At 72.2% G+C, this 14,207-nt stretch carries 15 protein-coding genes; 10 read left to right on the forward strand and 5 right to left on the reverse strand.

Annotation, left to right across the window (positions count from 1 at the left end; all coding sequences use genetic code 11):
* The first annotated feature begins 19 nt into the window (after positions 1-19).
* Positions 20-874: a DMT family transporter gene (locus FFT21_RS23165; protein ID WP_192909701.1), complete on the forward strand. Its 855-nt coding sequence runs from the start codon at positions 20-22 to the stop codon at positions 872-874.
* A 98-nt stretch (positions 875-972) separates the two neighbouring features.
* Here FFT21_RS23165 and FFT21_RS30925 read toward each other — a convergent pair whose 3' ends face one another.
* The 4 genes from FFT21_RS30925 to FFT21_RS23180 all read right to left on the reverse strand — a co-directional run bounded on the left by FFT21_RS30925 (position 973) and on the right by FFT21_RS23180 (position 2,690).
* Complete coding sequence (locus FFT21_RS30925) at positions 973-1,104, reverse strand: hypothetical protein (protein WP_264081669.1); 132 nt, start codon at positions 1,102-1,104, stop codon at positions 973-975.
* Positions 1,105-1,292: 188 nt separating this feature from the next.
* A complete protein-coding gene (locus tag FFT21_RS30395) occupies positions 1,293-1,418 on the reverse strand; it encodes a hypothetical protein (protein ID WP_264081670.1) in 126 nt (41 codons plus the stop codon).
* Positions 1,419-1,435: 17 nt separating this feature from the next.
* Entirely contained in the window at positions 1,436-1,954 is a 519-nt protein-coding gene (locus tag FFT21_RS28930; RefSeq protein ID WP_153816573.1) for a hypothetical protein, read from the reverse strand.
* Between the two features lie 133 nt (positions 1,955-2,087).
* A complete protein-coding gene (locus tag FFT21_RS23180; protein WP_137816048.1) occupies positions 2,088-2,690 on the reverse strand; it encodes a TetR/AcrR family transcriptional regulator in 603 nt (200 codons plus the stop codon).
* 87 nt (positions 2,691-2,777) lie between these two features.
* On the opposite strand from FFT21_RS23180, the gene FFT21_RS23185 reads away from it, so the two are divergent.
* The 5 genes from FFT21_RS23185 to FFT21_RS23210 all read left to right on the forward strand — a co-directional run bounded on the left by FFT21_RS23185 (position 2,778) and on the right by FFT21_RS23210 (position 8,598).
* The gene (locus FFT21_RS23185) at positions 2,778-4,244 is read left to right on the forward strand and encodes a cytochrome P450 (RefSeq protein ID WP_137816049.1); all 1,467 of its coding nucleotides are present in this window, start codon (positions 2,778-2,780) and stop codon (positions 4,242-4,244) included.
* Entirely contained in the window at positions 4,196-5,452 is a 1,257-nt protein-coding gene (locus FFT21_RS23190) for a PucR family transcriptional regulator (protein ID WP_137816050.1), read from the forward strand. Before FFT21_RS23185 ends, FFT21_RS23190 begins: the two co-directional genes overlap by 49 nt.
* A 90-nt stretch (positions 5,453-5,542) precedes the next feature.
* Positions 5,543-6,898, forward strand: a complete 1,356-nt coding sequence (locus FFT21_RS23195) for a flavin-containing monooxygenase (RefSeq protein WP_137816051.1) — start codon at positions 5,543-5,545, stop codon at positions 6,896-6,898.
* Positions 6,886-7,713: an alpha/beta hydrolase gene (locus FFT21_RS23200; RefSeq protein WP_137816052.1), complete on the forward strand. Its 828-nt coding sequence runs from the start codon at positions 6,886-6,888 to the stop codon at positions 7,711-7,713. Before FFT21_RS23195 ends, FFT21_RS23200 begins: the two co-directional genes overlap by 13 nt.
* A gap of 177 nt (positions 7,714-7,890) precedes the next feature.
* A complete protein-coding gene (locus FFT21_RS23210; RefSeq protein WP_137816053.1) occupies positions 7,891-8,598 on the forward strand; it encodes a TetR/AcrR family transcriptional regulator in 708 nt (235 codons plus the stop codon).
* 22 nt (positions 8,599-8,620) lie between these two features.
* Here FFT21_RS23210 and FFT21_RS23215 read toward each other — a convergent pair whose 3' ends face one another.
* Positions 8,621-9,922, reverse strand: a complete 1,302-nt coding sequence (locus FFT21_RS23215) for an acetyl-CoA C-acetyltransferase (protein WP_137816054.1) — start codon at positions 9,920-9,922, stop codon at positions 8,621-8,623.
* A 64-nt stretch (positions 9,923-9,986) separates the two neighbouring features.
* On the opposite strand from FFT21_RS23215, the gene FFT21_RS23220 reads away from it, so the two are divergent.
* Genes FFT21_RS23220 through FFT21_RS23235 form a run of 4 tightly spaced genes read left to right on the forward strand, consistent with a single transcriptional unit; the run spans position 9,987 to position 14,154 of the window.
* Complete coding sequence (locus FFT21_RS23220; RefSeq protein ID WP_137816055.1) at positions 9,987-11,330, forward strand: 3-oxoacyl-ACP reductase; 1,344 nt, start codon at positions 9,987-9,989, stop codon at positions 11,328-11,330.
* Positions 11,331-11,339: 9 nt separating this feature from the next.
* Positions 11,340-12,209, forward strand: coding sequence for a MaoC family dehydratase (locus FFT21_RS23225; RefSeq protein ID WP_137816056.1), 870 nt, complete (start codon positions 11,340-11,342; stop codon positions 12,207-12,209).
* 46 nt (positions 12,210-12,255) lie between these two features.
* Positions 12,256-12,903, forward strand: coding sequence for an SCP2 sterol-binding domain-containing protein (locus tag FFT21_RS23230; protein ID WP_137816057.1), 648 nt, complete (start codon positions 12,256-12,258; stop codon positions 12,901-12,903).
* Positions 12,904-12,939: 36 nt separating this feature from the next.
* Positions 12,940-14,154 (forward strand): acyl-CoA dehydrogenase family protein, encoded by a 1,215-nt coding sequence (locus FFT21_RS23235; protein WP_137816058.1) that lies wholly within the window; start codon positions 12,940-12,942, stop codon positions 14,152-14,154.
* Positions 14,155-14,207: the final 53 nt, after the last annotated feature.

Consider the following 14,207-nt stretch of genomic DNA (forward strand, 5'->3'; position numbering starts at 1 on the left):
CGCACCAGCATCTCCCGCGGTGCTGGCCGGCGCCGTGTTCTGGGCGCTGATCTGGGCCGGGGCCTTCGTTGCGACAAAGGCTGCGTTGCGGTGGGCGCCGCCACCGGTCGTGGTGTCAGCGCGCTGCATCATGGCAGGGGGCGTTCTGCTTGCCGCGGCCGCGCCCCGCGCCGGCCGACCAACCCGGAGAGTGCTGGGCCGGCTCGCCCTGCTCGGCATGCTCAACAACGCCGCCTACCTCGGGCTGATGGCGTATGCCCTGCCCTCCATCTCCGCCGGCACCGCCGCCATCCTCTCCGCGAGCACTCCCCTGCTAGTGGTCTGCACTGCAGCCGCACTCGGCCAGGACAAGCTCACCGCAACCCGGACGATCGGGTTAGCCCTCGGCTTCGCCGGCATCGCGGCCACCTCACTGAGCCGGCTCAACGGAGCCGACCGCCCGGAAGGCGTGTTGCTGGGCGTCGTGGCTGTACTCGCATTGGCCACAGGCACCCTCCTCACACCCCGACTCACCCGCGGCGTGGACGCGGCGACAGCCACCGGATGGCAGGCGATCATCGGTGGAGCGTTCCTATTCGTGCCGGCGCTGCTCACTGCGCGGATGCACACCCTTCACCTCGGCTGGCAACTGGCCGGCACGCTGCTGTTCCTAGGGGTTGGTGCTTCGGTACTGGGTATGACACTGTGGCTAGGCCTGATCCGTTGGGTCGGGCCTACCGCTGCCAGTCTTGCGCAGTTCATGCCGCCGCTCCTCGGCATCGCCCTCGGCCATCTACTGCTCGGTGAACCCATAACGACCTTCGAGTTGCTCGCCACGCTCCCCGTCGCTGTCGGTATCACCCTCGCCCTCCGCAGGCCGCCCCGCCGTCTCTAACAGTCCTCGTGAGCGCGGGCACAGCCAAGTGCCCTCGGCAGGTGCCAGCGTCCGAAGTCGCCTGGCACTGGCGTGATGCGTGAAGTCGTATCGCCACATCACGTCCACATCGAGCCGTTCCAGCCAGGCGCCCGCTTGTCGGTCGCGGCGTGCGCCAGACACAGCCCGACCGAGGTCGCCGACGGCGCCTCCAGCGTGACCACCAGGCCGACCACGCACCGGCTGCACACGTCGAACCAGCTGTGACGTACGGGCGGCCGATCGGCAGCCGGTGCCGCTCGCCCACCACGATCACGTCCACCGGGGTGTGGTCGATCTGCACCTGCTCCAACAGCCCGGTGACCTCCGGCGGGACACCACCGGCCGACCGGCGCGACCGGGCCGCGCCCAGCTCACCCGTGCAGACGACTTCGGACATTCACACCCGGGATAACCCGGCTGCGGCCGGGTCCGGGGCGGCGGACGCGGCAGGCGCCGCGAGGGGCGCGACGGTCACGGCGGCGAGCGCGGCGATGGCCAGGGCCATGATCCTTCGTTGCGTCATGGCCGGCACCCTACGGCCTATCCCTTGCCGCGGCGGGCCGTCGTGGTGGAGGCCTTCCCGCCGCTGCGGGACGCCTTGGTGGCCCCGGCCGCCGGCTTGCTCCGGCGGGTGGCCGGCTTCGGCTGGCGGGACGCCGCCTGGCTCCGCGTGGCACCGGATGTCGCCCGGCGCGGGCCGGCCTTGGTGCCGGTGGTGGACGGCCGCGCCGACGACCGGGCAGCCGGGGACGAGCGGGTGGCGGGCGCCGCGGCCGGGAGGATGCTGGGCCGCGCCGTCGCCGTGCTCCGGGACGAGCCGTTGGAACTACGGCTCTGCTGCGCGATCCAGGCGACCCCGGCGACGGCGGTCGCCACCGACCGTTCCAGGACGCGGACCACGCCGAGCAGCCCGGCGCTGGCGTTGGCCGCGGCGCGGCGGGTGCCCGGCGACACCCGGCCGACCGCGTCCAGCGCCTGCCGGGGCAGGCTCACCGCGATGCGACCACCGGGCACCGCCTCGACGGCGGTGACCGCGGCGTCCCAGGAACGCTCGATCATGGAGGGGACCCGGGTGCGAACCCGGCGTGCCTGTGCCTGTGGCTCAACCATTGCCCCAGCATGCGGTCATTCCCCGGAGATCGCGCGGCGATGAGCGTTTTCCCGCCTACTGGTGGGACAAGGGGAACGCGGTTCAGCGACGGGGTTCACGCACCGTGCCGGTTTCCGGGTCCAGGTTGACCGCGGCGAGCAGGGTGCGGGCGCACATGTCGCGGAGTTCCTCGCGCGGGATCGAGCGGCGTTCCAGCCAGTCGAGGCAGACGCCGACCACGAAGGTCAGCCAGCCGCGCACGGCGATGCCGGTGGCCGGGGTGACCTCCATTTCCCGGCTGAGCGCGGCCAGGATGCGTCGCTGCTGGACGCCGATGTTGTCCTCGCAGATGCGGCGAATGCCCTCGTCCACCGCGACCGCGGCGCGGTGCAGCACCCGGTACCCGTCCCGCCGCTGCTCCACGTAACCGAGGTAGGCGTCCAGGCCCCTGGTCAGCTGCTCGGTGAGCGGCAGCGACGGGTCCGGCTCGGTGATCCGCAGCAGCTGGTCGGCCTCGCTGCGCACCACGGCGGCGAAGAAGTCCCGCTTGGTGGCGAAGTAGTGGTACAGCAGGCCGCGGGAGACCTGGGCGATCTCCGCGACCTCCTCGATCCACACCTCGTCGTACGGCCGGGACGCGAACAGCTCGGTGCCGATCGCGAGCAACTGCTCGCGACGTTCCTGGGTGCTCAGCCTGGTCCGCATCAATCCCCGATGTTACTTGACATCGGTTCAACAGGGGCCGCATGCTGACACTATTGGAGACGGGTTCAATAACGTTGGGAGAGGCCCGTGGACACCACCGGCATTCCGCACCCGCCCCGCCGCGTCCCGCTGCTCGGCGACGTACGCGGCGTCAGCCCGCGCACGCCGGTGCAGGACGCCATCCGGCTCGGCCACGACCTCGGGCCGATCTTCCGCCGCAAGTTCCTCCGCCGGGAGATCGTCTTCGTGACCGGCGCGGAGCTGGTCGGCGAGTTGGCCGACGAGTCCCGGTTCGCCAAGCACGTCGGGCTGGGCGTGGAGAACCTGCGGATGATCGGCGGCGACGGGCTGTTCACCGCGTACAACTGGGAGCCGAACTGGCGGCGGGCGCACGACATCCTGCAGCCCGCCTTCTCGCTGGCCGCCATGCGGGACTACCACCAGACCATGCTCGACGTGGCCCGCGAACTGATCGGCTGCTGGGACGCGCGGGTGGGCGGCGCGCCGGTGGACGTGGCCGCCGACATGACCCGGATGACGCTGGAGACCATCGGCCGCACCGGGTTCGGTTACGAGTTCGGCTCCTTCCAGCGGGACGAGCCGCACCCGTTCGTGGCGGCGATGGTCCGCGTGCTCCGCTACGCGCAGCAGCTGAACTTCCGGCTGCCGGTGATCGGGCGGCTGCGGGAGCGGGAGGCGGCCCGGCAGAACGCCATCGACGTCGAATCGATGAACGCGGTGGTGGACGAGGTGGTCGCGGCGCGGCGGGCGAGCGGCGACACCAGCACCAGAGACCTGCTCGGGCTGATGCTGAACCAGGTTCACCCGGACACCGGCGAGGCGCTGGATCCGGTGAACATCCGCCGGCAGGTGATCACCTTCCTGGTCGCCGGGCACGAGACCACCTCGGGCGCGCTGTCCTTCGCGCTGTACTACCTGGCCAACCACCCCGAGGTGCTGGCGAGGGCGCAGGCCGAGGTGGACGAGATGTGGGGCGACGTCGCCGACCCCGAGCCGACGTTCAAGGAGGTCACCAAGCTCCGCTACGTGCGCAGGGTGCTGGACGAGGCGCTGCGGCTGTGGCCGACCGCCCCCGGCTTCTCCCGGGAGGCCAGGGAGGACACCGTGCTCGGCGGCCGGTACCCGATGCGCCGGGGTGACTGGGTGATCGTGCTGATTCCCGGGCTGCACCGGGATCCCGCGGTGTGGGGGCCGGACCCGGACGCCTTCGACCCGGACCGGTTCGCCCCCGGCCGCGCCAGGCAGCGGCCGGCGCACGCGTACAAGCCGTTCGGCACCGGGGAGCGGGCGTGCATCGGGCGGCAGTTCGCGGTGCACGAGGCCACCCTGGTGCTCGGCCTGCTGCTGCACCGTTACCACCTGCGGTCCGACCCGGCCTACCGGCTGCGGGTCGCCGAACTGCTCACGCTCAAGCCGGAGGGCTTCGCGCTGCGGCTGGAGCGGCGCCGCCCGGCGGCCCACCCGGTCGGGATAGGCTCCCCCGGGTGGTCGACGAAGGCGTTGTCCTCCAACACACCTCACGGATCGCGGTGACGCTGCGGGAGAACACCGCGGAGCTGACCGCCGAGCTGATCGAGCGGTACGAGCGCGACATTCCCCCGCTGCGCGACGACGAGCGGATGATGGCCCTGCTCTCCTCCAGCGTGTTCCAGAACCTGGAGACGGCAATGTCCATTCTGGAACACAGCATCGACATCGAGGAGACGGAGGCCCCCGCGGCCGCGAACGAGTACGCCCGCCGGCTGGCCCAGCGCGGCGTGTCCGTGGTGGACCTGATCCGCGCCTACCACATCGGGCAGACCGCGGTGGTGGAGCGACTGCTGGCCGAGGCCGAGCGGCAGATCGAGGACCGCGCCACGGTGACCGCGGTGATGCGGCACCTGGTGGACATGAGCTTCGGCTACATCTACCGGGTCACCAAGCAGGTGGTGACGGCGTACGAGGACGAGCGGGACCGGTGGCTGCGCGGCCGCAGCGCGGTGCGCGCGGCGCGGGTGCGGGCGGTGCTGGACGGCGACGGGGTGGACGTGGACGCCGGCCAGGCCGCTCTCGGGTACCGGCTGCGCGGCACGCATCTGGGCCTGGTCGCCTGGCAGGCCGAGCGGCCCGAACCCCAGGACGCCCTCGCCGGGCTGGAGCGGTTGGCCGCCGCGGTCGCCGAGGCCGCCGGCTGCACCGGCCCGCCGCTGTTCGTGCCGTGTGACGAGGCCAGCGCGTGGGTGTGGCTGCCGCTGGCCGAGCCGGCGCTGCCGGCGCGGGAGGTGTTCGAGCGGGCGGTGGCCGACACCGGCGGCGGCATCCGGGTCGCCGTGGGCGAACCCGGCCGGGAGCTGGCCGGGTTCCGCCGCACCCACCGGCAGGCGCTGCGGGTGCAGGCGCTCGGCCTGGCCGCCGGGCCGGAGTGCGACCCGGTGATGTGCTTCGCCGAGGTCGGGTCGGTGGCCCTGATGGTCTCCGACATCGACTCGGCGCGGGCGTGGGTGGCCGACACGCTCGGCGCGCTGGCCACCGACGACGCCCACCACGCCCGGTTGCGGGAGACGCTGCGGGTGTTCCTGGCCGAGGGCAGCAGCTACACCGCGGCGGCGGCGCGGCTGGTGATGCACAAGAACTCGGTGCAGTACCGGGTGCGCAAAGCCGAGGAACTACTCGGCCGCGACATCGCCGCCAACCGTCTCGACCTCGAGGTCGCCCTGGCACTGTGCCGGTGGCTGGGCTCCGCCGTGCTTCCCACCGGTTAACGGGTTTCGTTCTTTCGGACCAGCGACGCCGATCAACCTTGGGTCGCCGGCACGAGGTGGACGCCGGTCGCCCGCTCGTAGCCTCCGGGCATGGCGGAGCGTGGTGACCCGACCGGCCGCACGGCCACCTACTGCGTGATCGGCGCCGGCAGCAGCGGGCTGGCCGCGGTGAAGAACCTCCGGCAGTACGGCTTCGACGTGGAGTGCCTGGAACGCGCCGAGGACGTCGGCGGGAACTGGAACTTCGGCGGGCCGACCAGCCGGGTGTACGCCAGCACGCACGTCATCTCCAGCAAGCCGTTCACCCAGTACCCGGACTTCCCGATGCCGGACCGCTGGCCGGACTACCCGCACCACAGCCAACTGCACGCCTACTTCCGCCGCTACGCCGAACACTTCGACCTGCTCCGGCACATCCGCTTCGGCCACGAGGTGGTCGACCTGCGGCCGGTGGACGGCGCGGCGGCGTGGCAGGTCACCGTGCGCACCGCGGACGGCGTCGAGGAGACCCGGCACTACGCCGGCGTGGTGATCGCCAACGGGCACAACTGGCAGCCCAAGTGGCCGCGTTACGACGGCGAGTTCGCCGGGGAACTGCTGCACTCCATGCACTACAAGGGACCGGATGTGCTGCGCGGCAAGCGGGTGCTGGTGGTCGGCGGCGGCAACACCGGGTGCGACGTGGCCGTGGAGGCAGCCCAGCACGCCGACCGGGCGCTGCACTCCACCCGCCGCGGCTACTGGTACGTCCCCAAGTTCACCTTCGGCCGGGCCAGCGACCAGGTGAACGACCTGCTCATCGGGCTGCGGGTGCCGCGCCGGCTGCGGCAGTGGCTGTTCCGCGCCACGCTGCGGGCCACCGTCGGCGACCTCACCCGGTTCGGCCTGCCCGAGCCGGACCACGACATCCTGGAGACCCACCCGATCGTCAACAGCCTGCTCGTCTACCACCTCGGGCACGGCGACATCACGCCAAAACCCGACGTGCGGCGATTCGACGGCTACCGGGTCACCTTCGCCGACGGCAGCGAGGACGAGGTGGACATGGTGCTGTGCTGCACCGGCTATCTGGCCACTGTGGACTTCCTGGCCGACCCGCAGCGGCTGAACTGGGACGGCGACCGCTTCCACCTGTACCAGCACGTGTTCACGCCGCGGCACGACAACCTGTTCGTCGCCGGGCTGATCCAGCCGGACAGCGGCCAGTTCACCATCGCGCACTGGCAGACGGTGGCCATCGCGGAGTTCCTCCGCGCCCGCGAGCGCGCACCGCACGCCGTCCGGGAGTTCCTGGAGACCGCGCGGCGGAAGCTGGACCACCGCTACACCGCCGGCGTCGACTACGCCGACACCACCCGGCACTACTACGAGATCGCCCACCACGACTACGTGCGTGGCCTGGAACGCACCATCAACCGGCTCCGGAGGGCTGCGTGCACAAGGTGAGGGCCTACCGGCCGCTGGAGTGGGCGTTGCCGCCCCGGCCGGTGGAGCGCGAGGTGATCAGCCGGCTGCCGGACACCGAAACCGGCCGGCCGCCGCTGCTGTTCGTGCACGGCATGCGGCACGCCGCGGCCTGCTTCGACGAGCACTGGCTGCGCCACGCCGCCGAGCGCGGTTTCCCCGCGCACGCGGTGAGCCTGCGCGGCCACGGCGGCAGCGGCGGGCGGGACCTGCTGCGCCGCGCCACCCTGCGCGACTACGTGCACGACGTCATCCAGACCGCCGTCGCCCTGCCCCGCCAACCGGTCCTCATCGGACACTCGATGGGCGGCCTGGTGGTGGCCATGGCGCTGGCCCGCTACCCGGCGCTGGGCGGGGTGCTCGTCGCCCCGGTGGCGGTGGACCACGGGCTCGGCTCCGCGCTCGCGCTCGGCCGGCACGGCCCGCTCGCGCTGCTGCGCGGGCTCGCCGGCCGCACCGTCCCGCTCCGCCCGGAGTGGCTGTTCGCGCAGCTCGATGGGGACACCGCCACCCGCCACATGGCCGGCCTCGGCGACGAGTCGCCGCTGGCGCAGTACCAGATGATCCTGCACGGACCACCGGGCCGGCCACTGGGCGGGGCGCCCGTCCTGGTCGTGGGCGCCGGCGAGGATCGGCTCGTCCCGGCCGGGGACGTGCGCCGCACCGCCCGTTACTACGGCACCGAACCGGTGTTCCACCGCGGCTTCGGGCACGACCTGATGCTCGAGACGCGCTGGCGGGAGCCGCTCGACCAGATCCTTTCCTGGGTGGCGGAACTGCCCCAGGTCACCCGGTGATCCGGAATACCGGGTGGTGGGGGGCGATGCGGCGCAACTCGGTGTCCGGGGCGTCCGGGCCCACGCCGCCGATCTGTTCTCATTCGAGAGCACCGCTCTCGCCGAGCAGGGAGAAGATAGTCGAGGGTCAAGAGCACTGCTCTCGAAAACGAGCAGCGATCCGATAAACTGCGGCGCATGAACGCCAGCCGGACGGCCCGCGAACGGGCCAGGGCGGAACTGTCCCGGGAGATCAGGGACGAGGCACGGCGCCAGCTCGCGGTCACCGGGGCGGACGGCCTGTCCCTCCGCGCGGTGGCCCGCGAGCTGGGGATGGTGTCCTCCGCGCTGTACCGCTACTACCCCAGCCGGGACGACCTGCTCACCGCGCTGATCATCGACGCCTACGACGCGCTCGGCGCGGCCGCCGAATCGGCGGCCGCCGCCGTGGACTCCGCGGACTTCCGTGGCCGGTGGCGGGCGATCACCACCGCGGTGCGGGAATGGGCGCGGGCGCACCGGTACGAGTACGCCCTGATCTACGGCTCCCCGGTGCCCGGCTACCGCGCACCAGAGGACACCGTCGCCCCGGCCAGCAGGGTGGCGCTCGCCCTGGTCGCGGTGCTGCGGGACGCCTGGCAGGCCGGGGCGGTGCGGCCCGCCCCGCCCGAACGGCCGCTGTCCGAGCCGCTTTCCGCGCAGGTCCAGACGCTCGCCGCGGCGATCGCCCCGGAGCTACCCGGTCCGGTGCTCGCCCGGGCGCTGATCGCCTGGACGCAGCTCTTCGGCATGGTCAGCTTCGAACTGTTCGGGCAACTCGTCGGCGACGTCGACCCGAGCGACGAGTTCTTCGCCCACGCCGTCGACCACATGGCCGACTTCGTCGGGCTCCCAGCCGAAACGTAGGTCGCCGACCCGGCCGAGGGCATCATGCCTCGAGGATCGCGGTGACGCCCTGGCCGCCGGCGGCGCAGATGGAGATCAGACCACGGCCGCCGCCGCGCTCGTGCAGCAGCTTGGCCAGGGTGGCCACGATCCGGCCGCCGGTCGCCGCGAACGGGTGGCCCACCGCCAGCGAGGAGCCGTTGACGTTGAGCCTGTCCCGGTCGATCGCGCCGAGCGGGGCGTCCAGGCCCAGCCGACCCTTGCAGAACGCCGGGTCCTCCCACGCCTTGAGGGTGGCCAGCACCTGCGAGGCGAACGCCTCGTGGATCTCGTAGCGGTCGAAGTCCGAAAGGGACAGTCCGGCGCGGGCCAGCATCCGGGGCACCGCGTAGACCGGGGCCATCAGCAGCCCCTCCCGCTTGCCTCCCCGGGACTCCGCACCGTGCACGAAGTCCACCGCCGCGGTCTCGCTGTGGGTGAGGTGGGCGAGCACCGGGAGCCCGCGCTGCTCGGCCCACTCGTCGCTGGCCAGCAGCACCACCGCGGCGCCGTCGGTGAGCGGGGTGGAGTTGCCCGCGGTCATGGTCGCCTCCGGCCCGCTGCCGAACACCGGCCGGAGCTTCGCCAGCTTCTCCGCGGTGGAGTCCGGCCGCAGGTTGGTGTCCCGCTCGACGCCGCGGAACGGCGTCAGCAGGTCGGTGAAGAAGCCGCGGTCGTAGGCGGCGGCCAGGTTGCGGTGGCTGGCGGCGGCCAGTTCGTCCTGCTCCTCCCGGCCGATCCCCCATTCCAGCGCGGTGATCGCGGCGTGCTCGCCCATGGACAGCCCGGTGCGCGGCTCCCCGTTGCGCGGGATCTCCGGCACGATGTGGCCCGGCCGCAGCTTGGCGGCCGCCCGCAGCCGCTCGCCCAGCGTCCTCGCGCGGTAGAGCTCCAGCAGGATGGTGCGCAGCCGCTCGTTGACGCCGATCGGCGCGTCGCTGGCGGTGTCCACCCCGCCGGCCACGCCGACCTCGATCTGCCCGAGCGCGATCTTGTTGGCCACCTGCAGGATGGCCTGCAAACCGGTGCCGCAGGCCTGCTGGATGTCGTAGGCCGGGGTTTCCGGCGCCAGCCGGCTGCCCAGCACGCATTCCCTGGTGAGGTTGAAGTCCCGGCTGTGCTTGAGCACCGCGCCGGCGGCGACCTCGCCCAGCCGCTCCCCGGCCAGGCCGAACCGGTCAACCAGGCCGTCCAGCGCGGCGGTGAGCATGTCCTGGTTGGACGCCGTCGCGTAGGGGCCGTTCGAACGCGCGAACGGAATGCGGTTCCCGCCCACGACTGCCACGGGACGACCGTGCGTCGCCATCTGGTCCTCCTACCTACTCGCGAGTAGTCTTACTGGCGAGTAGGATACGACTGGGAAGGCGGACATGACAGATCGGTACCTGCGATTCGCCAACTCCGGGCTCGGCGGCGTCCTGGTGCGCCGGCTCGGACTGCCCAACCCCACCCCGCTGCGCCGTTACCAGCCCGGGCAGCCTGTGGTCGACGGCCCGGTGCTGCTCGGTGGGGCACCCGGCGGGCGGCTCGTCGACCCGGTCGGCGCAGTGCTCAAGGCGGTACAGGCCGACGTGCGCACCGGCTCCGGAGCCGGCTCCGGAGAACGCCTCGGTGCGCTGGTCTTCGACGCCACCGGCATCGGCGGCAGCGAGCAACTGGCCGAGCTGTACGAGTTCTTCCACCCGGTGATCCGCAACCTGCGGAGCTGCGCCCGGGTGCTGGTGCTGGGAACCCCGCCGGAGGACTGCACCGAGCCCGGCGAGGCCGTCGCGCAGCGCGCGCTGGAGGGCTTCGTCCGCACGGTCGGCAAGGAACTCAGGCGCGGCGCCACCGCCCAGCTCTGCTACGTGGCCCGCGGCGCGGAGCACGCCGTCGAGTCCACCCTGCGGTTCCTGCTGTCCGCGAAATCGGCGTACGTGTCCGGACAGGTGGTCCGGGTGGGCGCCGCCGAGGTGACCGAGCCGGCCGAATGGGAACGGCCTCTCGACGGGAAGGTGGCCCTGGTCACCGGCGCGTCCCGGGGGATCGGCGAGGCCATCGCCGAGGTCCTCGGCCGGGACGGGGCGCACGTGGTCTGCCTGGACGTGCCCGCGCAGGAGGCGGAACTCGCCAGGGTCGCCGAGCGGGTCGGCGGCTCGACGCTGCTGCTCGACATCACCGCCGAGGACGCCCCGGAGAGGCTGGTCGAGGAACTGCGCGCCCGGCACGGCGGCGTGGACGTGGTGGTGCACAACGCCGGCATCACCCGGGACAAGACGCTCGGCCGGATGGACCGGAAGCGGTGGGACGCGGTGCTCGCCGTCAACCTGACCAGCCAGGAGCGGATCACCGAGCGGCTGCTGGCCACCGAGACGCTGCGCCCCGGCGGCCGGATCGTCGGCGTGTCCTCGATGTCCGGGATCGCCGGCAACGTGGGGCAGAGCAACTACGCCACCTCGAAGGCCGGTGTGATCGGCACGGTGCGGGCGCTGGCGCCGAAGCTCGCCGAGCAGGCCGGGACGATCAACGCGGTGGCGCCCGGGTTCATCGAGACCCGGATGACCGCGGCCATCCCGCTGACCATCCGCGAGTTCGGCCGGCGAGCGAACAGCCTGTCCCAGGGCGGGCTGCCGGTGGACGTGGCGGAGACCGTCGCCTGGTTCGCCAACCCGGCCTCGGCCGGCGTGAACGGCAACGTGGTCCGGGTGTGCGGGCAGAGCCTGATCGGCGCCTGAGGGGGCTTCATGGCAGACCATCTCGGGGCGACCGTGCGGGAGCTGGCCGGCCCGCCGAACCTCGCCCTGCTCTACCCGAAGGCCCTGCTCACCGCGTTCGGCCGGCGCGGGGAGGGCCTGCCCACCACCCAGTACCTGCGACGCCCGGTCACCGTCGACCCCGGCCACCTGGCCCGTTACGCCGAGGTCTGCGGCTTCACCGCCGGTGACGAGCTGCCGCTGACCTACCCGCACGTGCTGGCCTTTCCCATGGCCATGCGGCTGATGACCGACGGCGACTTCCCGTTCCCGCTGCCCGGCCTGGTGCACGTCGGCAACCGGATCACCCGGCGCCGGCCGCTGCGCGCCGGGGAGCCGCTGGAGCTGCGGGTGTGGGTGGAGAACCTGCGGCCGCACGAGAAGGGCCGGCAACTCGACGTGGTCAGCACGGCCAGTGTGGCCGGCGAGGAGGTGTGGACCGACGTCAGCACCTACCTCCGGCGTGGCGGCGGCAGCTCCGCGGCGGGCTCCGGCGAGCGCGCCGAGCCGCCCGCACCGACCGCGGTGTGGCGGGTCACCGACGACATCGGCCGGCGGTACGCGGCGGTGTCCGGTGACCGCAACCCCATCCACCTGCACCCGCTGACCGCGCGGCTGTTCGGCTTCCCGCGGGCGATCGCGCACGGCATGTGGACCAAGGCGCGCTGCCTGGCCGAGCTGGCCGGCCGGCTGCCCGACGCCTGCACCGTGGACGTGCGGTTCAGGGCGCCGGTGCTGCTGCCCGCCACGGTGCACTTCGCCTCCTGGGCGGAGCCGGACGGCTGGGGGTTCGCCGTGCATGACGCGGCGACCGGCCGGCCGCACCTGGAGGGCACCGCCGGCCACGCCTTGTCCGACTAACCTACTGGCGAGTAGACTTACTCACGAGTAGATAGCGAGGTTTGCCATGACCAACACCGAGTTGACCGCCGCGAACCTGAGCCAGCTCAGCCCCGCGCGGCTCGTCGATGCGCTGCGCGCGGTCGATCCGGCGGCGCTGGGCGATCTGGACATCGACGCCATCGCCGGCGCCGTGGACCCGAAGAAGCTCGGCAAGCGGGAGTTCGCCGACCTGCTGGCCGTGATCACCGAACTGGCCGACCGGGCGCCCACCCTGCGGCTGGACGGGCTGAGCGCGGAGAACTTCGCCCGGCTGATCTCCCGCGCGTCCAAGGACGGCATCGATGCCGCGCTCGCCGAGCCGGCGGTGCGGCGCAGGGTGCTGGACGAGGTCTTCCGCCGGATGGAGGTGCACTTCAGGGCCGACCGCGCCGGCTCGACCAGGGCGGTCGTGCACTGGCGGATCTCCGGCGGCTCCGGCGAGGACGGCTATGACCGCTACGAGACGGTGATCGAGAACGGCACGTGCCGGGTGAACCGGGAGCCCGAGCGGGAGCCGCGGTGCACCGTGACGCTGTCCCCGGTGGACTTCCTGAAGCTGGTCACCGGCAACGCCTCCGCGCCGCTTCTGTTCATGAGCGGCAAGTTGAAGGTGGCCGGGGACCTCGGTTTCGCCGCCGGGCTGACCAGCCTGTTCAACATTCCCAAGGCATAGACACGCGATCCGAAGATCCGAAAGAGGAAACGCCGCATGGCTGGTTTCTCCCTCGAGTTGAACGAGGACCAGACCGATCTCCGGGACTGGGTACACGGCTTCGCCAAGGAGTACATCCGCCCCGCCGCCAGCGAGTGGGACGAGCGCGAGGAGACCCCCTGGCCGATCATCCAGGAGGCCGCCAAGATCGGCCTGTACGGCTTCGAGTCCCTGGCCACCTGGTTCTCCGACCCGACGGGCCTCTCCCTGCCCATCGCCACCGAGGAGCTGTTCTGGGGAGACGCGGGCATCGCGCTGTCGCTGATGGGTACCGGCCTGGCCGCCGCGGGCATCTTCGCCGGCGGTGACCCGGACCAGCTCGCCGAGTGGGTGCCGCAGTGCTTCGGCGACGAGAACGACCCGAAGGTGGCCGCGTTCTGCGCCTCCGAGCCGCAGGCCGGCTCGGACGTCGCGGGCTACCGCACCCGCGCCCGCTACGACGAGGCCACCGACGAGTGGGTGATCAACGGCCAGAAGGCGTGGGCCACCAACGGCGGCATCGCCAACGTCTACGTGGTGATGGCCGTGGTCGACCCGGACCTGGGCGCCCGGGGCCAGGCCGGGTTCATCATCCCGCCGGGCACACCGGGAGTGCGGCCCACCAAGAAGATCAAGAAGCACGGGCTGCGCGCGTCCAACACCGCCGACGTGTTCTTCGACGACGTCCGGGTGCCCGGCCGCTGCGTGCTCGGTGGCCGGGAGAAGCTGGAGGCGCGGCTGGCCAGGGCGCGCGAGGGCAAGAGCTCCGCGGGCCAGGCGGCGATGGCCACGTTCGAGACCACCCGGCCCACGGTCGGCGCCATGGCCGTCGGCGTGGCCCGCGCCGCGTACGAGTACGCGCTGGAGTACGCCAGGGACCGCGAGGCGTTCGGCCGCAAGATCATCGAGAACCAGTCGATCGCCTTCGACCTGGCCAACATGAAGCTGGAGATCGACGCGGCCCGGCTGCTGGTGTGGCGGGCCGCCTGGATGGGCCGCAACGACGTGCCGTTCACCGCGGGCGAGGGCTCGATGTCCAAGCTCAAGGCCGGCGAGGTCGCGGTGTGGGCCACCGAGCGGGCGATCCAGATTCTCGGCGGCGCCGGATACACCCGGGAGCACCCGGTCGAGCGGATGCACCGGGACGCCAAGATCTTCACGATCTTCGAGGGCACCTCCGAAATTCAGCGCCTGGTGATTTCGCGGCTCATCTCGGGGATACACATTCGTTAGAAACCAGTAAGGACGGATGGGCGCCTGGCTCGTTAGCCCGATAGGACGAATCC

The organism is Gandjariella thermophila, assembly GCF_005405885.1.
Lineage (GTDB): Bacteria > Actinomycetota > Actinomycetes > Mycobacteriales > Pseudonocardiaceae > Gandjariella > Gandjariella thermophila.